Annotated in this window: 16 protein-coding genes and 1 pseudogene; 2 read left to right on the top strand and 15 right to left on the bottom strand. The window is 74.6% G+C overall.

Annotated elements, in window-relative coordinates; all coding sequences use genetic code 11:
- Positions 1 to 278: 278 nt before the first annotated feature.
- The 7 genes from LWC35_RS38815 to ftsH form a co-directional block, all read right to left on the bottom strand.
- The gene (locus LWC35_RS38815) at positions 279 to 1,721 is read right to left on the bottom strand and encodes a PrsW family intramembrane metalloprotease (RefSeq protein ID WP_269803350.1); all 1,443 of its coding nucleotides are present in this window, start codon (positions 1,719 to 1,721) and stop codon (positions 279 to 281) included.
- Between the two features lie 118 nt (positions 1,722 to 1,839).
- Positions 1,840 to 2,328 carry a DUF3180 domain-containing protein gene (locus LWC35_RS00420; protein ID WP_232867789.1) on the bottom strand — a complete coding sequence of 163 codons (489 nt, stop codon included), beginning with the start codon at positions 2,326 to 2,328 and terminating at the stop codon, positions 1,840 to 1,842.
- A gap of 30 nt (positions 2,329 to 2,358) precedes the next feature.
- Positions 2,359 to 2,853, bottom strand: coding sequence for a 2-amino-4-hydroxy-6-hydroxymethyldihydropteridine diphosphokinase (gene folK, locus LWC35_RS00415; RefSeq protein ID WP_232867787.1), 495 nt, complete (start codon positions 2,851 to 2,853; stop codon positions 2,359 to 2,361).
- Complete coding sequence (folB, locus tag LWC35_RS00410; protein WP_232867785.1) at positions 2,850 to 3,266, bottom strand: dihydroneopterin aldolase; 417 nt, start codon at positions 3,264 to 3,266, stop codon at positions 2,850 to 2,852. The genes folK and folB overlap by 4 nt, the downstream gene beginning before the upstream one ends.
- Positions 3,263 to 4,153: a dihydropteroate synthase gene (folP, locus tag LWC35_RS00405; RefSeq protein ID WP_232867783.1), complete on the bottom strand. Its 891-nt coding sequence runs from the start codon at positions 4,151 to 4,153 to the stop codon at positions 3,263 to 3,265. The genes folB and folP overlap by 4 nt, the downstream gene beginning before the upstream one ends.
- Positions 4,153 to 4,785, bottom strand: coding sequence for a GTP cyclohydrolase I FolE (gene folE, locus LWC35_RS00400; RefSeq protein WP_232868044.1), 633 nt, complete (start codon positions 4,783 to 4,785; stop codon positions 4,153 to 4,155). The genes folP and folE overlap by 1 nt, the downstream gene beginning before the upstream one ends.
- Positions 4,782 to 7,247 carry an ATP-dependent zinc metalloprotease FtsH gene (ftsH, locus tag LWC35_RS00395; RefSeq protein WP_232867781.1) on the bottom strand — a complete coding sequence of 822 codons (2,466 nt, stop codon included), beginning with the start codon at positions 7,245 to 7,247 and terminating at the stop codon, positions 4,782 to 4,784. Before ftsH ends, folE begins: the two co-directional genes overlap by 4 nt.
- Positions 7,248 to 7,644: 397 nt before the next feature.
- On the opposite strand from ftsH, the gene LWC35_RS00390 reads away from it, so the two are divergent.
- On the top strand, positions 7,645 to 8,616 hold the full coding sequence (locus tag LWC35_RS00390) for a serine protease (protein ID WP_232867772.1): 972 nt from the start codon (positions 7,645 to 7,647) through the stop codon (positions 8,614 to 8,616).
- Between the two features lie 10 nt (positions 8,617 to 8,626).
- On the opposite strand, the gene hpt is transcribed toward LWC35_RS00390, so the two are convergent.
- The 4 genes from hpt to dacB all read right to left on the bottom strand — a co-directional run bounded on the left by hpt (position 8,627) and on the right by dacB (position 12,812).
- Positions 8,627 to 9,190 carry a hypoxanthine phosphoribosyltransferase gene (gene hpt, locus LWC35_RS00385; protein ID WP_232867770.1) on the bottom strand — a complete coding sequence of 188 codons (564 nt, stop codon included), beginning with the start codon at positions 9,188 to 9,190 and terminating at the stop codon, positions 8,627 to 8,629.
- A 49-nt stretch (positions 9,191 to 9,239) separates the two neighbouring features.
- The gene (gene tilS, locus LWC35_RS00380) at positions 9,240 to 10,178 is read right to left on the bottom strand and encodes a tRNA lysidine(34) synthetase TilS (RefSeq protein ID WP_232867759.1); all 939 of its coding nucleotides are present in this window, start codon (positions 10,176 to 10,178) and stop codon (positions 9,240 to 9,242) included.
- A gap of 111 nt (positions 10,179 to 10,289) precedes the next feature.
- Complete coding sequence (locus LWC35_RS00375) at positions 10,290 to 11,351, bottom strand: Rv3626c family coenzyme F420 biosynthesis-associated protein (RefSeq protein WP_232867747.1); 1,062 nt, start codon at positions 11,349 to 11,351, stop codon at positions 10,290 to 10,292.
- 21 nt (positions 11,352 to 11,372) lie between these two features.
- Complete coding sequence (gene dacB / locus LWC35_RS00370) at positions 11,373 to 12,812, bottom strand: D-alanyl-D-alanine carboxypeptidase/D-alanyl-D-alanine endopeptidase (protein WP_232867745.1); 1,440 nt, start codon at positions 12,810 to 12,812, stop codon at positions 11,373 to 11,375.
- Between the two features lie 175 nt (positions 12,813 to 12,987).
- Between dacB and LWC35_RS00365 the strand changes: the two genes are divergently transcribed.
- Entirely contained in the window at positions 12,988 to 13,509 is a 522-nt protein-coding gene (locus LWC35_RS00365; protein WP_232867733.1) for an inorganic diphosphatase, read from the top strand.
- A 191-nt stretch (positions 13,510 to 13,700) separates the two neighbouring features.
- On the opposite strand, the pseudogene LWC35_RS40020 reads toward LWC35_RS00365, so the two are convergent.
- The 4 genes and pseudogenes from LWC35_RS40020 to LWC35_RS00345 all read right to left on the bottom strand — a co-directional run.
- Positions 13,701 to 13,889, bottom strand: a pseudogene (locus LWC35_RS40020) (MarR family winged helix-turn-helix transcriptional regulator); the annotation flags it as partial.
- A 139-nt stretch (positions 13,890 to 14,028) separates the two neighbouring features.
- Entirely contained in the window at positions 14,029 to 15,240 is a 1,212-nt protein-coding gene (locus LWC35_RS00355; RefSeq protein WP_232867731.1) for an acetyl-CoA C-acetyltransferase, read from the bottom strand.
- A gap of 19 nt (positions 15,241 to 15,259) precedes the next feature.
- Positions 15,260 to 15,715 (bottom strand): MaoC family dehydratase, encoded by a 456-nt coding sequence (locus tag LWC35_RS00350; RefSeq protein WP_232867729.1) that lies wholly within the window; start codon positions 15,713 to 15,715, stop codon positions 15,260 to 15,262.
- Positions 15,716 to 15,830: 115 nt separating this feature from the next.
- The gene (locus LWC35_RS00345) at positions 15,831 to 16,373 is read right to left on the bottom strand and encodes a hypothetical protein (protein ID WP_232867727.1); all 543 of its coding nucleotides are present in this window, start codon (positions 16,371 to 16,373) and stop codon (positions 15,831 to 15,833) included.
- Positions 16,374 to 16,528: the final 155 nt, after the last annotated feature.

Here is a 16,528-nt window from a genome sequence, read left to right as displayed (position 1 = left end):
ACATCGATCGGCGACGACGGGCACGAGGGTAGGCGGGCGCGGCCCCTCCCGGGGAGGGCGCGTGACGGGCTTCACCGGGCCGGGCGGCTCACACACCGCTCCCGTGCACGTCACGACGCGGTGAGGCGGACGGGGGTTCCGTGGCGGCGCAGCGTGCGGGAGATCGTCGATGTCGTGGGTTCGCGCAGCTCACGCCGCTCACACTCGATCGCGGACCGGGTTCCCCGGGGAGATGCCGCTGCTCGGGACGCCGGTCGTGGCTGCTCCTGCCCTGCTGATCAGCGCTGGGCCGGCGGGCCCCATCCCGGCGGGGCGCCGGGGGGCGGCTGCTGACCGTGCCGGGGCAGGCCCGGGGCGCCGTAGGTCGGCGGGGGGCCCTGACCGGGGCCGGGGGGACCGTGGCCGGGCGAGGGCTGGCCGTGGCCCGGCGTGACGTAGCCCTGGGAGGGCGGTCCGTACCCCTGCGGGACGGGAGCCCAGCCGGGTGCGGGTGCGGGCGGCGGGGTCCAGCCCGGCGGGTGCTGGTTGCCCCAGGCGGCGGTGAGGGCGTCGGGCATGCCGAGGGCCCGGGCGCGGGCCTTGGCCAGGGCGCGCAGCCGCTCGTGCTCCAGCTCGGCGGCGCTGTCCCGCACCGCCCCGCGCGCGATGCGCGCCCGCAGGAAGGCCAGCTCGGTGACGGCGGCCTGGTAGTCGGCGACCGCACGGGCGGCGTGCGGGCCCGACCGCTGCCGGACGGCCCGGCGCCAGCCCCGCCGCTGCGCGAGGTTGCCGAGCAGCGGCACCTCGCTCCACGCGATCCACCCGGCCTGCGCGAACGACGGCAGCTGCTCGGCGACCGTCCTCGCCTCGCGCCGCCGCTGCCAGATCACGACGACCGCCAGCCCGATGAACAGCGGCACCATGATCACGACGTAGACCTGCACGAAGCCCGTACCGCCGAGGACCGACGCGGCCCCGTTCCACAGCGCGTGCAACAGCACCGCGACCAGGTAGCCGGCGAGCACCGCGAGCACGCGCACCGTGGTGCTGCGGGTGGCCGCGGCGATCCCGGCGCCGATGCCCGTCATGGCCGTGAACAGCGGGTGCGCGAAGGGCGAGAACACCCCGCGCAGCAGCAGCACGGCGAGCACGCCGCCGCTCTGCCCGGCCATCGCGTCCTCGGCGAAGGCGCGTCCGATGTAGAGGATGTTCTCGGTGAAGGCGAACCCCGCGGCGACCAGGCCCGCGTAGACGATCCCGTCGACGATCCCGTCGAACTCCCGGCGCCGCCACACCAGCAGCCCGACGAGGAAGGCGCCCTTGAGCGCCTCCTCGACGAACGGGGCGATCACCACCGACCCCAGGACGTCGCCGTTGCCGCGGCCGAGCAGGGCGTCGACCGCCAGGGCCGCGCTCGAGTTGATGAGCAGCGCGGACAGCGCCGCGAAACAGGCGCCCCAGAGGAACGCGATCAGCAGCATCCGCGGCGGCTCGGGCTCCCACCGGTCGATCCACAGGAAGGTCGCGACGACCGGGCCGACCGGCAGCAGCGCGCACAGCGCCCCGACCAGCACCCCGCCGGGGCCGACCGAGTTGCCCACCAGGCCCAGCACCACGAGCCCGCAGACCCCCAGCGCCACCAGGCCGACGACCGGCAGCAGCACGCCCTTGCGCCGCGCGGCGTGGGTGTGCCGCGTGGTCGGCTCCGCGGGCGGACGTCCGGTCGGGACGGGGTAGGCCATGGCCGCGAGCCTACTTTCAGCCACCGACATCCACCGGCGGTCACCACGCCCTCGGTCGGGCGCCCCGCGCGTCCGGACGCCCCTGGGGGCGTCTGACGGATCATCCGACGGGCGCCCCCTAGCGGGTGGCCGCCCCACCTCCGGAGCCGCCGTCCCGGCGCTGCTCGTCCGGGTCGTCGGGGGTGCGGCAGCACCGTTCGAGCCAGAGCGCGCCGCCGACCAGCACGAGCGCACACACGAGCCCGATCACCGCGGCCGTGGTGTCCGACGCCGCCGCGGTGATCGTCGAGGCCCGCGGCAGCACGTAGACCAGCAGGCCGGCCCAGAGCCCGCCGACGAGCGCCCCGCCGACCGCCGAGGCCTGCGCCACCAGCACCGCCCGCGCCGCGACCAGGGGCTCGACCGGCCTGCTCCCGCGCCGGCGCTCCACGCGTCCCTTGAGGATCCAGCCCGCGACGGCCTCGGCCACTCCGAGCACGCCGAGCGTGATCCCCGCGGGCGCGGGGAAGGAGGGCAGCGTGCCGTAGGTCAGGCTGACGATCAGGTGCGCCACGATCCCGGCGCCGAGGAAGGCGACGAGCAGGTCACGGGACCGGACCGCCTTCACCGCAGGACCGCCGTCACCACAGGACCGCCCTCACCGCAGGACCAGGTCCGGCCGGGGCCGCACCGTCTCCGCCTCGCCCGCGGGCAGCGCGGCGAGGAGGTCGGCGACGGGCCCGTGCCCGGGCAGCACCGCGTCGGGCTCCACGTCGAGCCACGGGATCAGCACCGTGGCCCGCTCCGCGGTGCCCGGGTGCGGCAGCAGCAGCTCGGGATTCTCGCTGGTCACCCCGTCGACCGTGACGACGTCGACGTCGAGGGTGCGCGGGCCCCACCGGACCTCGCGGACCCGCTCGGCGGCCTGCTCCAGCTCCTGTCCGCGCCGCAGCCACCCCCAGTGGTCCACGACCGGGTCCTCGACGATCAGGACCGCGTTGAGGAAGTCCGGCTGCTCGACACCGCCCCACGGCGCGGTCTCGTAGACCGGGGACGCGGCGACCACCGCCGCACCGAACCCGGCGACGGCACCGCGCAGGTGGCCGAACCGGTCCCCCAGGTTCGAACCCAGCGACAGCACCGCGCGGCTCACGCCGGGATCACCCGGCCCGGCCCGCCCACGCGGCGGGAGCGGCGGGCGACCACCGCGACGTCGGCGAAGTCGAGCGGAATGGGGGCGTTCGGCTTGTGCAGGGTGACCTCGACGGCCTGCACGCGCTCGTCCTCCATGACGGCGTCGGCGATCTCCGCGGAGACCGTCTCGATGAGGTCCCGGGGCTCGCCCGCGACGATCGCCGCGGCCCGTTCGGCCAGCTCGCCGTAGTGCACGGTCCTGGTGAGATCGTCCGTGGCCGCGGCCTCCCGCAGGTCCAGCCACAGCACCACGTCGACGACGAAGTCCTGCCCGTCCCGCTTCTCGTGCTCGAACACACCGTGGTGGCCCCGCACCCGCAGCCCCCGCAGCTCGATGCGGTCCGTGTCGGGAACGCCGTCGGGCCCGCTCATGCCGGGGGCTCCCCCAGCCAGGGGCCCGTGCGGGCGCGCGAGGCGCCGAGCCGGTACGCGGTGCTGACGGCCACGGCGTCCATCGTCGACTCGACGTCGTGCACCCGGACGCCCCAGGCGCCCGCGTGCGCGGCGAGGGCGCTGACGGCGGCGGTGGCCGCGTCGCGCCCGGCCGGCGGGCGCACCTTCCCCTCGGCGTCGGCCAACAGCTGGCCGAGGAAGCGCTTGCGCGAGGCCCCGACCAGAACCGGGAAGCCCAGCGCGACCAGCACGTCCAGCCGGCGCAGCAACGCCCAGTTGTGCGCGGCCGTCTTCGCGAAGCCGAGCCCGGGGTCGAGGATCAGCCGGTCCGGGTCGACCCCGGCCATGACGGCCGCGTCGGCCCTGGCGACGAGCTCCTGCCGCACCTCGCCGATGACGTCCTCGTACGAGGCCAGCTCCTGCATCCGGTCGCTGTGTCCGCGCCAGTGCATCAGGATCCACGGCACCCGCAGCGCCGCGACCGCGGCTGCCATGTGCGGGTCGGCGAGTCCCCCGGACACGTCGTTGACCACGATCGCGCCGGCCTCGACCGCGGCCTCGGCCACCGAGGCGCGGGTGGTGTCGACGCTGACCCGGACGCCCTCGGCGACCAGCTCGCGGATTACCGGGACCACCCGGTCCCGCTCGGTGGGGGGGTCGACCCGACCGGCACCCGGCCGCGTGGACTCGCCGCCGACGTCGACGAGGTCGGCCCCGGCGTCGCGCATGGCCACCCCGTGCGCGACGGCGTGCTCGCGGTCCAGGTAGCGGCCGCCGTCGGAGAACGAGTCCGGGGTGACGTTGAGGATGCCCATCACGACGCAGCGGCCGGGATGCGGGACGCGACCCTCCAGCCGGTCCGCCATCAGGTGCCCCGGATCAGCGACAGCGCCTCCGCGCGCGAGGACGGCGAGGTCTGGAAGAGCCCCCGGACGGCGGAGGTGGTCGTGCGCGAGCCCGGCTTGCGGATGCCGCGCATCGCCATGCACAGGTGCTCGGCGTCGATCACGACGATCACGCCGCGCGGGTCCAGCTTGCGGACCAGCGCGTCGGCGACCTGCCCGGTCAGCCGTTCCTGCACCTGCGGGCGCTTCGCGTACAGGTCGACCACGCGCGCGATCTTCGACAGCCCGGTGACGCGACCCTCGACGGAGGGGATGTACCCGACGTGCGCGACCCCGTGGAAGGGCACGAGGTGGTGCTCGCAGGTGCTGTACAGCGGGATGTCCTTGACGAGCACGAGTTCCCCGTGGCCCTCGTCGAACGTCCGCTCGAGGACCATGGCCGGGTCGACGTACAGCCCGGCGAAGATCTCCTCGTAGGCGCGCGCGACGCGACCGGGGGTGTCCCGCAGGCCCTCGCGGTCGGGGTCCTCCCCCAGCGCGATCAGCAGCTCGCGGACCGCGGCCTCGGCGCGCGCGTGGTCGACGCCCGCCGCGGCCTTGCGCTCCGCGGCCGTGTAGGCCGGGGCCTCGCCGTCGGTGGTTCCGGTGCTCAGTTCCTGCTCCCTGCGTCGGGGCCCTGCGGGCCCGGCGCCTCCGGGCCTTCGGCAGCCGGACGCCGGGCGGGCGGCTCCTGCTGCCCGAGCTGCTGGGTCGGCTGGTCCGAGGAGGCCTGCTCGTGCTGCTCCCGACCGTAACCGGGGCCGTGTCCCTGCGCCGCCTGGTCACCCTGGTGGGGGGCCCAGTTCGACGGCGGCCAGGCCTGCCCGGCCGGGGTGGTCGCGGGCCGCCAGTCCGGCGGGGCGCCGTAGTTCGGTGCGACGGCGTACGGGGGCTGCTGCGCCTGGTAGCCGCCGGCGGCCTGGGGGACCTGGCCGCGGCCGTTCGCCGCGCCGTTGCCCTGCGCGTGCGCGCCGTTGCCCTGCGACCCGTGCCCCGGGGCCGCCTCGGACGGGAACCCGCCCGGGTAACCGCCGTTCGGGCCGGGGTTGGGCAGCGGCCCGGGCCCGCCGTTCGGGCCCGGCGACGGGACGCCGCGGCTGCCGCCCGGGTACGACCCGACCGGGGTCGGCTCGCGCTCGGTCTCCGGCGGCCAGGCCTCGCCGCGCTCGTGGGCCAGCTCGGCGCGCGTCTTGATCGGCGGCTTGTCCGACGGGGTGCGCTCGCCGAAGTCGTTGAACGCGGTGATCCGCGGGCGCTTCTCGACGTCGCCGAAGATCCGCTCCAGGTCCCGGCGGGTCAGCGTCTCCTTGTCCAGGAGCTCGACGACCAGGTTGTCCAGGACGTCCCGGTAGGTGTTGAGGATCTCCCACGCCTCGGTGTGCGCGGCCTCGATGAGCTTGCGCACCTCCTCGTCGATCTCGTGGGCGACCTCGAGCGAGTAGTCCGCCTGGTTGCCCATCGACCGGCCGAGGAACGGGTCGCCCTGCTCGCGGCCGTAGCGGACCGCGCCGAGCCGGGCGCTCATGCCGTACTCGGTCACCATCGCCCGGGCGATCTTGGTGGCCTGGTCGATGTCCGACGACGCGCCGGTGGTCGGCTCGTGGAACACGAGCTCCTCCGCCGAGCGCCCGCCCATGGCGAAGACCAGCCGCGCGATCATCTCCGAGCGCGTCATCAGGCCCTTGTCGTCCTCGGGGACGACGAGCGCGTGCCCACCGGTGCGCCCGCGCGGCAGGATCGTGAGCTTGTACACCGGCTCGAGGTCCGGCATCGCCCACGCGGCCAGCGCGTGCCCGCCCTCGTGGTAGGCGGTGATCTTCTTCTCCTGCTCGGAGATGATCTTACCCTTGCGCCGGGGGCCGCCGACCACGCGGTCGACCGACTCCTCCAGGGCCGCGCCGTTGATCAGCGACCCGTTCTCGCGGGCGGTGAGCAACGCGGCCTCGTTGATCACGTTGGCCAGGTCGGCGCCGGACATCCCGACGGTGCGCTTGGCCAGCCCGTCGAAGTCCACGTCGTTCGCGAAGGGCTTGCCCTTCGAGTGCACGGCCAGGATCGCCTTGCGGCCGGCCAGGTCGGGCGCGCCGACCGGGATCTGCCGGTCGAAGCGGCCCGGGCGCAGCAGCGCCGGGTCGAGGATGTCCGGGCGGTTGGTGGCCGCGATGAGGATGATGCCGCCGCGCGCGTCGAACCCGTCCATCTCCACGAGGAGCTGGTTCAGGGTCTGCTCGCGCTCGTCGTGCCCGCCGCCGAGGCCCGCGCCGCGCTGACGGCCCACCGCGTCGATCTCGTCGACGAAGATGATGCAGGGCGAGTTCTGCTTGGCCTGCTCGAACAGGTCCCGCACGCGGGAGGCGCCGACACCGACGAACATCTCGACGAAGTCCGAGCCGGAGATCGTGTAGAACGGCACGCCCGCCTCGCCGGCGACCGCACGGGCCAGCAGCGTCTTGCCCGTGCCGGGCGGGCCGTAGAGCAGCACGCCCTTCGGGATCTTCGCGCCGAGCGCCTGGTAGCGGCCGGGGTTCTGCAGGAAGTCCTTGATCTCGTAGAGCTCCTCGACCGCCTCGTCCGCACCGGCGACGTCGGCGAAGGTGGTCTTGGGCATGTCCTTGGACAGCTGCTTGGCCTTCGACTTGCCGAAGGACATGACCCGGTTCCCGCCGCCCTGGGCGTTGTTCATCATCCAGAACAGGACGAGGAGCACCAGGCCCAGCGGGATCAGGTAGATCAGCATCGTGGTCAGGAACGAGTCCTGCCGCACGATCGTGTTGTAGTTCGCGACCCCGGCGTCCTGCAGCTTCGTGAACACCGCGTTCGACGACGCCGCGGGGTACTGCGTGATGATCTTCGTGCTGCCGTCGACCGGGTTGTTCAGGTCGAGCCGGAGCCGCTGCTCCTTGTCCTCGATCGTCGCGTCGGCCACGTTCCGCGCGTCGATCTGCTGCAGCGCCGTGGAGGTCGGGACCTGCGTGTAGCCGCGGGTGTCGTCGAAGAGCACGGAGAACGCGAAATAGACCAGGACCACGACGAGGATCCAGATCAAGGGGTTGCGGAGCAGGCGCTTGCGGTCCATGCAGCTTCGGCCCTGGTGGCCTTCACCTTCCCGAGTGTGCTTTCCGGTCCCGCGCTGGCGGCGACGCGCCGACCGGCCTGATCCGCCAGGATAGCTTCCGCCGGCCGAGGACGCGCCACCGCGCCGGGCGCGGGCCGGCGGGGTGATCGTGCCAGGTCAACGATCGACACCCGGGTGGTGTTCCCGGCCGTCGCCGCAGGCCCCGGGCCCGTCGCGCCCCCGGGGTCTCGGACCCGTCTCGGGACCGCACCGAACCGGCCACCCGCCTCGCCGCGGACGTTCACGGGATGGTGGGGTATCCGGGGGGCCGAGGTGTCGTTGGACCCTGGCGGCGGGTACACGCGGGGCCGAATCGTGGCGGGCGGTCACGGCAGGTCGGGAAAGCAAGGGGTGGCGGATGCGTTTGCGGTCGGGTCGTGCGGTGCGGGGGCCGGGCTCGTGGGCCCGGCGGGCGGCGGTCGCCGGGGCGGTGGCCGGGGTGGCCGCCGCGGCCTTGTTCCTGCCCTCGACCGCGAGCGCGCGCCCGGCGCTGGCGGCCCCGGCCGCCGCGCCCGCGCCGGCCTGGGCGTCCCGGGACGGCGCGGCGGTGCACCCCGGGGTGAGCACCACCACGCAGGGCGGCGGCACCTGCACCAGCAACTTCGTCTTCCGCGGCGGCGACGGCACGGTCTACCTCGGACAGGCCGCGCACTGCGCCGGGACCGGCGAGTCCACCGAGACGGACGGGTGCACATCGGCCACGATGCCCGTCGGCACGGCGGTGACCGTCCGCGGCGACCGCGGCTTCACCGCGACCGGGACGATGGTCTACAGCTCCTGGGTCACCATGCAGCGCCAGGGCGAGACCGACCCCGACACCTGCGCTTTCAACGACTTCGGGCTGGTCAAGCTGCCGCCGGAGGCCGTGGCCGTCACGAACCCGACCGTGCCGTGGTTCGGCGGGCCCACCGGCGTCGCGACGGGCGGGCTGCCGGCCGGCGCGCAGACCTTCAGCTACGGCAACTCACCGCTCCGCGGCGGCGTGAGCGCGCTCAGCCCCAAGGCGGGGGTCAGCGCCGGCGACGTCGGCAGCGGCTGGGGGCACACGGTCTACACGGTCAGCCCGGGCGTCCCCGGCGACTCCGGCAGCGCGTTCCTCGACGCCTCCGGCCGCGCGATCGGCCTGCTGTCCACGCTGAACCTCGCCCCGCTGCCGGTCAGCAACGGCGTCTCCGACCTGTCCCGGGTGCTGGCCTACGCCAACACCCACGGGGAGCTCGGCGACCTCTCGCTGGTCGACGGCACGGTGCCCTTCACGTCGACCCCGGCCGGGGTGGCCCCGGAGGACCTCGCCCCGCCGGCGGGACCGCCGGTGGGCGCGAACTCCTGAGCCGGGGCCCTCAGGCGTAGACGGACGGGTCGAGCGTGCCGATGTAGGGCAGGTCCCGGTAACGCTCGCCGTAGTCCAGCCCGTACCCGACGACGAACTCGTTGGGGATGTCGAAGCCCACGTACTTCACGGGCACCTCGACCTTCACCGCGTCGGGCTTGCGGAGCAGCGTGACCACCTCGAGCGAGGCGGGCTGGCGCGACTCCAGGTTCTTGAGCAGCCACGTCAGCGTGAGCCCGGAGTCAATGATGTCCTCGACGATCAGCACGTGCCGGCCCGCGATGTCGCGGTCGAGGTCCTTGAGGATCCGCACCACGCCCGACGACGAGGTCGACGAGCCGTAGGAACTGACCGCCATGAACTCCAGCTGCACCGGCAGCGGCACGGCCCGGGCGAAGTCGGTCATGAACATCACGGCGCCCTTGAGGACGCCCACGAGCAGGAGGTCGGAGTCGCGGCCGCCGGAACCGGTCACGTCGGCGTAGTCCTTGCCGATCTGCTCGGCGAGCTCGGCGGTCTTCTCGCCGATCTGCTGCTCGGTGACCAGGACGGACGCGATGTCCTCGTCGTACACGGGGTGTGGCCCTCTCGCTCGGCGGTCGTTCTGCGGGCGCGGGCCGAACTCAGCCCGGCCGTGCGGGTACGAGCCTTCCATGCTCGCGGACGACGTCCAACCCGCCGGGCAACCGCGGACCGCCCTGCCCCCGCCACGCGCCGACGAGGGCGTCGGCGGCGCGCAGGTGCGCATCGGTGACCGCGGTCGCGCCACGCTCGAGGAGCCACTCGCGCAGCACCCGCCTGCGGACCGCGGCGGGGACCCCGAGGAGGACGTCGACCCTGAGGGTGTTCCCGTCGCGTGCCTCCTCATGCACCCGCCGCGCCCATATCGCCAGCGCCTCGTCGTCCTCGCGGAGCTGGGCCGCGGTGCGGGCCAGGGCCTCGGCGACGCCACCGGCCAGCACGTCGTCGAGCAGCGGGAGGACCTCGGCACGCAGCCGGGAGCGGCGGAACCGCGGGTCGGAGTTGTGCGGGTCCTCCCAGGGCACGGGACCGCCGGCGCAGGCCTCCCGGACCCGGGTCCGGCGCACGCCGAGCAGCGGGCGCAGCCACGGCGCGTCCCACTCCCGCATACCGGCGAGCGAGCGCGCGCCGGAGCCCCGGCCGAGGCCGAGCAGCACCGTCTCGGCCTGGTCGTCGAGGGTGTGCCCGAGCAGGACCGGCGAGCACGGGTGCGGGCGCGCGGCCGCCAGGGCGGCGTATCGGGCGCGGCGCGCGGCCGCCTCGGTGCCGCCCGGGCCCTCGACGGTCACGGGGTGCACCCGGGCCTCGATCCCGCGCGCGCGCAGCGCCTCGGCGAGGGCGCGCGAGCGCTCCCCGGACCCCTCCTGCAACCGGTGGTCGACGATCGTGGCGCAGACCTCGCCGGGCCGCTCGGCCTGCGCGGCCAGCACCAGGGCCAGCGAGTCCGCCCCGCCGGAGCACCCGACGACGAGCGGGGCGCGGCGGACGTCGTCGGGCAGCCGCCCGAGCGCCCCCCGCACCGCCTGCCGGACCTCGTTCATCGCGTGCACCATGGCTCCATAACGCGCTGAACGAGCCCAGGAATTCGCATTATGGTTCCATAACGCGCACAAGAGGGCTCGAATCGAGCGTCATGGCTCCATAGTGCGGTCTCACGCCACGCGGGTGAGCCACTGCTCCGGCGCGGCGAGCTCCGTGCGGGTGGGCAGCGTGTTCGGCGAGTTCCAGACCTTGTTGAAGCCCTCCATGCCGGCCTCCCGCACCACCTGCTTGGTGAAGGCCGAGCCCACGGCGTACTGCTTGACCTTGGCCTCCACGCCGAGCAGCGCGCGCAGCACCCGGTCGATGATCCCCCCGCCGCGGCGGCGCACCGTGAACCGCGCCCGGATGGTCTCCACCGTGGGGACGACCTCGGGGCCGGCCGCGTCCATCACGTGGTCCGCGTGCCCCTCCAGGAGCGTGGTGAGCGCGATCAACCGGTCCAGCACCGCGCGCTGCTCGGGGCCCTGGAGCAGCTCGACCAGCGCGAGCGAGTCCCCCTTGGCCTCCTTGAAGGCCCGGATCGCCTCCGGCAGCCGCTCGAGCATCGCGCTGCCGTTGGCCGTGCTCATCGACAGGAACCGCCCGACCTCGGCAGCGAAGTGCTCGCGCAGCCAGGGCACGGCCGTGAACTGCAGCCGATGCGTGGCCTCGTGCAGGCAGACCCACAGCCCGAAGTCCTCGGACGGGACGTCGAGGGCCTGCTGCGCGGCGTAGACGTTGGGCGCGACGAGCAGCAGCCGGCCGTCCTTCGCGGGCCCGCCGAACGGGTCGTACTGGCCGAGCACGCGGGCGCCGACGAAGGCGAGCACGCCGCCGATCTGCAGGCCGGAGGTCGTGGAGGTGACCGCCCGGGCCGCCCGCGCGGTGCGCGGCAGCCGGGCGCCCGCGGTGAGCTCGGCCATCCCGTCGACGGCCGCGGCCGCCCACGCCGGCCGGTCGACGACGTCGGCGGGCAGCAGGGGCAGGCCCTCGCCCAGCCCGGTCACGGCCCGGACGTGCCCCTCCGCCACCGCCGCGTCCTTGCGCAGCCGCTCGACCAGCTCCGTGGCGACGGCGGCGCTCACGGGCGGACCGGCGGGCACCAGGCGGGCGGCCGTGCGCCTGGCGAGGCCCCAGTTCACCGGCAGGCCGGGCACGGTGTCGCGGTCGGTCACGTCGGTCGGGGCGTTCACCTCCGCCACGCTACGCGGGAGTCAGCGGCAGCCGCAGCGGCTCAGCGTGGCCGCGATGGTGTCCAGCCGCGGCCGCACGGTGGCCGGGGACGGGCCGTTCGACATCAGCGCGAAGACCAGCAGCCGGCCGTCGACGTCCGTGACCACGCCCGCCAGCGCGCTCACCCCGGTGAGGGTGCCGGTCTTCGCCCGCACCACGCCGCGGCCCGCGGAGGCCGTCCCGGTGTCGAAGCGGTCCTCCAGGGTGCCGTCGCCCCCCGCGACCGGCAGCCCGGACACGATCGGGCGCAGGAACTCCGGACCCTGCCCGGGGCTCGTCGGCGCGGCCGCCGCGGCCAGGAGCGCGCCGAGCAGCCGCGGCGGCACCCGGTCCTCCGTGGAGAGCCCGCTGCCGTCGACCATGTGGGCTCCGGTGACGTCGAACCCGGCCTGCGACAGCGCGGCCAGGACCTGCTGCGAGGCGCCCGCGAAGGACGGATCGGCGTCCCGGGTCAGTGCGACGGCCCGGGCCAGGCTCTCGGCGAGGACGTTGTCCGAGGTGGTCATCAGGGTCTCGACCAGCGACGACATCGGCGCCGAGTAGACCTGGCCGAGCTGCTTCGCGTTCGCCGGGGCCCTCCCCTCGCTGACCGCGGAGGCCGACAGGCCGAGCTTCTTCGCGAAGGCCTCGCCCGCGTCGACCGCCGGGGTGGTCGTGCGGGCCCCGTCCAGCTGCGCGGGGTCGAGCCGGCCGCCGTCGAGCGTCAGCGGCATGATCGGCGCGACGTTCCCGCCCGGGATGTCCGCCGGGTCCCAGCCGGGCGCGAGCACCGGCCCGGTCCAGGTGCTCGTGTCGACGACGACCGAGGTGACCTTCTGCCCGTTCATCGCCTTCTGCACGGCGGCGACCAGGTCGTCGAGCCGGGCGGGCTCGGGGTAGATGCCGGTGCGGCCCTGGGGCAGGGCGGTGAGGGTGGGGTCGCCGCCGCCGACGAGCACGACCTGCCCCGGCTCGGCGCCCGCGACCGCGCGGGTGGCGAACCGGTCCGTCGCGTTCAGGGTCAGCAGGGCGGCCGAGGCCGTCAGGAGCTTGCCGGTACTGCCCGGAACGAGAGGCTCCTGCGGTGATTGCTGCCACAGCGGTGCGGCGCCGGCCTGCGCGGACGGGTCGACGACGACACCGGCGAAGTCGCCGAGCGCGCTCGACGAGGCGAGCGGGTCGAGCACCGAGCCGAGCCCCGCGGCGCTCGGGACGGGCGCGTCGGCGCGCAGCCCGGTGAGCTCGGGAACCGGGGCGGGAAGATCCTTCTCGGCGCGTGCCGCACTGGTGAGCCCCAGGTCGGACAGCACATTCGGGGCCTGGACGGCCACCGCGCCACCCGCTCCGGCCGCGAGCGCCAGGACGACGAGCACCACGAGGACGATGCGTCCCGGCTTCGTCGGCAGCCTCAGGGTGTCGCCGATCCGGCGGCCCAGTCCCACCTGCCCACCGCTCCCTCCGACCACTGACACCGGCGGCGCCCACGCCCGTCCCGGCCCCGGCCGGTCACGACCGGCGCGACGCGGTCCCCCACACTAGAGGTAGGCGCCGCGCCGTCGACCGTCGCGGCCTGCACGAGTCACGACCTACAGCACGACCGACCACAAGGAGCATCCCGTGGACTTCGACGTTCTCATCGAGATCCCCAAGGGCGGCCGGAACAAGTACGAGGTGGACCACAAGACCGGCCGGCTCCGCCTCGACCGGACCCTGTTCACCGCCACCCAGTACCCGGCGGACTACGGCTTCATCGAGGACACCCTCGGCGAGGACGGGGACCCGCTCGACGCGCTGGTCCTCGTGCAGGAGCCGACCTTCCCCGGCTGCCTCATCCGGTCCCGGGCGATCGGCATGTTCCGGATGAAGGACGAGAAGGGCGGCGACGACAAGGTCCTCTGCGTCCCGGCCGACGACCCGCGCCAGGAGCACCTGCGCGACATCCACCACCTGCCCGAGTTCGACCGGGCGGAGATCCAGCACTTCTTCGAGATCTACAAGACCCTCGAGCCGGGCAAGAGCGTCGAGGGTGCCTCGTGGGTCGGCCGCGCCGACGCGGAGCGCGAGATCAAGGCCTCGTGGGAGCGGGCGCGCGTGGCCGCCGAGGCCGAGGCGGCCGAGGGCGAGTCCGCCGAGCACTGATCCCGGCGGGTCGGGAGTGGCGGGTCGCGGCCTCTGGGCCGCGACCACTGCTCCTCCATGCCGGTCGTGAACCGGCCGAGCAGCCGGGTGAGCGCCGAGCGCTCCTCCGGCGACCAGTCGGCCATGATGGCGGCGATGCGCTCGTTGCGCAGCCGCCGGTTCTCCGCGAACACCCGCTCGCCCTCGTCCGTCGCGGCGACGAGGAAGGCACGCCCGTCCTCCGGGTCCGGGGTGCGCACCACGTAGCCCAGCCGCACGAGCTGCGCGACCTGCCGGCTCACGGTCGAGGGGTCGGAGTGCACCGCCTCGGCGAGCGCGCCCGTGCGGCGCGGCCCGTCCTTCACGAGGTGCACCAGCAGTAGGTACGCCGAACGGTCCACGGCGTCGGCGTTCGCCGCCTGGTAGTGCGCCTGCGCGCGGTCGACCAGCCGGATGAGGCGGACGAGCTGGGTGCCCAGCTCGTCCGCCTCGTCCACCCCGGGCGAACCGGGGTCGTGGGGGTCGAGGCCCACGGACACCTCAGACGCGCTCGAAGAGTGCGGCGAGGCCCTGCCCGCCGCCGATGCACATCGTCTCCAGGCCGAAGCGGGCGTCGCGGCGCACCATCTCCCGGGCCAGGGTGGCCAGGATCCGGCCGCCGGTCGCGCCGACCGGGTGGCCCAGCGAGATGCCCGAGCCGTTGACGTTCATCCGGTCGAAGTCCGACGGGGTGAACCCCCACTCCCGGGTGCAGGCCAGCACCTGCGCGGCGAACGCCTCGTTCAGCTCGATCAGGTCGACGTCCTTGAGCGCCACCTCGGCCTGGTCCAGTGCCTTCGCCACGGCCGGGACCGGGCCGATGCCCATCGTCTTGGGCGCAACGCCGCCCACGCCCCAGGAGACCAGCCTGACCAGCGGGCGCAGGCCCAGCTCGGCGGCCTTCTCCGGGCTGGTGACGATGCAGATCGCGGCGCCGTCGTTCTGTCCCGACGCGTTGCCCGCGGTCACCGTGGCCCCGGGGTCCTGCTTGCCCATGATCGGGCGCAGCGTGGCCAGCGTCTCCACGCTCGAGTCCGGCCGGATGTGCTCGTCGGCCTCGACCACGGTGTCGCCCTTACGGCCCTTCACCGTGACCGGCACGATCTCCTCGGCGAACCGGCCCTCGGCCTGTGCCGCCGCCGCCCGCTGGTGCGACCTGACGGAGAACTCGTCCTGCTCCTCACGCGGGATCGAGTACTCCTTGCGCAGGTTCTCCGCGGTCTCGATCATCCCGCCGGGCACCGGGTGGTGGTCCCCGCCCGCCGTCACGCGGCCCCGCGCGAGCGAGTCGTGCAGCATGACGCCCGGCCCGCCCTTGGCGCCCCACCGCATCGCGGTGGAGTAGAAGGCGGCGTTGGACATCGACTCCGCGCCACCGGCCAGCACCACCTCGCCGGCCCCGGTCTGCACCTGCATCGCGGCGTAGAGCACCGCCTGCAGGCCCGACCCGCAGCGCCGGTCGATCTGCAGCCCCGACGCCGTGACCGGCAGCCCCGCGTCCAGCGCGGCCACCCGGCCCAGCGCCGGCGAGTCCATCGTGGGATAGCAGTTGCCCAGCAGCACGTCGTCCACCGACTCCGGCGGCAGCCCCGTGCGCTCCATCAGCGCCGCGATCACGGTCGACGCCAGCGTCTTCACCGGCACGTCCCGCAGCGACCCGCCGAAACCCCCGACCGGGGTCCGCAGCGGCTCGCAGATCACCGCGTCGCGCATGATGTCCCTCCTTCTCCGCTCAGACGTACTGGCGGGTCAGCCACTCGGCGACGACCGCGGGTCGCTCCGACCCCTCCAGCTCCACCGTGACCTTGGTGGTCAGCTGCACGGCGCCGTCCTTGGTGTCCTCGACGTCGACGAGCTCGACGACCCCGCGGACCTTGCTGTCCACGGGCACCGGCGCGGTGAACCGCACCTTGTTCAGGCCGTAGTTGATGCCCATCCGGACGCCCTCGATCGAGTAGACGTCCTTCACCAGCACCGGCAGCAGCGACAGGCTGAGGAAGCCGTGCGCGATGGTCTTGCCGAACGGCCCGTCGGCGGCCTTCTTCGCGTCGACGTGGATCCACTGGTGATCGCCCGTGGCCTCGGCGAACTGGTCGATGTGCTTCTGCTCGACCGTGACCCACCCGGACTCCCCGAGCCGAGTGCCCTTGGCCCCGCGGATCTCGTCCACACCGTTGAAGACGCGCATCGAACCACCTCGTGAAGTGCGTGCCGTACCTGCCTGGTTCCCGCTCGCAACCCTGCCACATCGGAGGGGGTGCCGACGGTGTGCGTGGCCGACCCCACGGCGGACCCGGACGCGGTCAGCGCGCGAACGTGCCGCGCAGCTCCAGGCGGGCCGGTGCACCCGCCCCGGGCTCGACCCCGCCCGCCGGGGCGAGGGCCGCGGCCAGCCGGATCTCGATCCTCCGGCCGGGTAGCGGCCGCATGCGGAACACGCCCTGCACCCGGTGCGCCGCACCCTCCGGGGGCGGCGGCACCTCCGCCGGGGCCGCCAGCGCCGGACCGGCACGCAGGAGCCCGCGGACCGTCACGACGTCGTGCCGCACCCGGCGCAGGTCGGCGCAGGCGAGCCATCGGGGACCGGACGGGGCCCCGTCCCCGAGCTCCGCCCCGGCGCCGGGGTCGCCCTCGGGACCGGGGTCGGGCTGGTCCCCGAACTCGACGCTCAGCTCGGGGTCGGCGCCGAACACCGGCAGCACCAGCACCCCCCACCCGACGGCGGTGGGCAGGTCCTCCCGGCCCGGGCGGCGGAGCAGCGCGGAGGCGGAGGCGACGTCGAGCAGGTGCACGGCCGACGCGCCGGGGTCGGGCGAGCGCGCGGGGTCGGTGAGCTCCGCCGTCATGCACCCACCTCCTCGCCACCCGCGGATCGAGACTTCCCGCCGGGCGACGGGCCGATCGCACTCCGGGCGGACAACGACGGCACGGGTTCGAGGTTTTTCTCCGGAATCGACGGGAAAGCCATGACCATCGCATTCCGTGACGGCGTGGCCGGGGA

The sequence above is a fragment of the Pseudonocardia kujensis genome, assembly GCF_021283305.1.
In the GTDB taxonomy this organism is placed as follows: domain Bacteria; phylum Actinomycetota; class Actinomycetes; order Mycobacteriales; family Pseudonocardiaceae; genus Pseudonocardia; species Pseudonocardia kujensis.
Note: the sequence above shows the minus strand (reverse complement) of the source record. Positions and strands in the feature narration are given on the sequence as shown.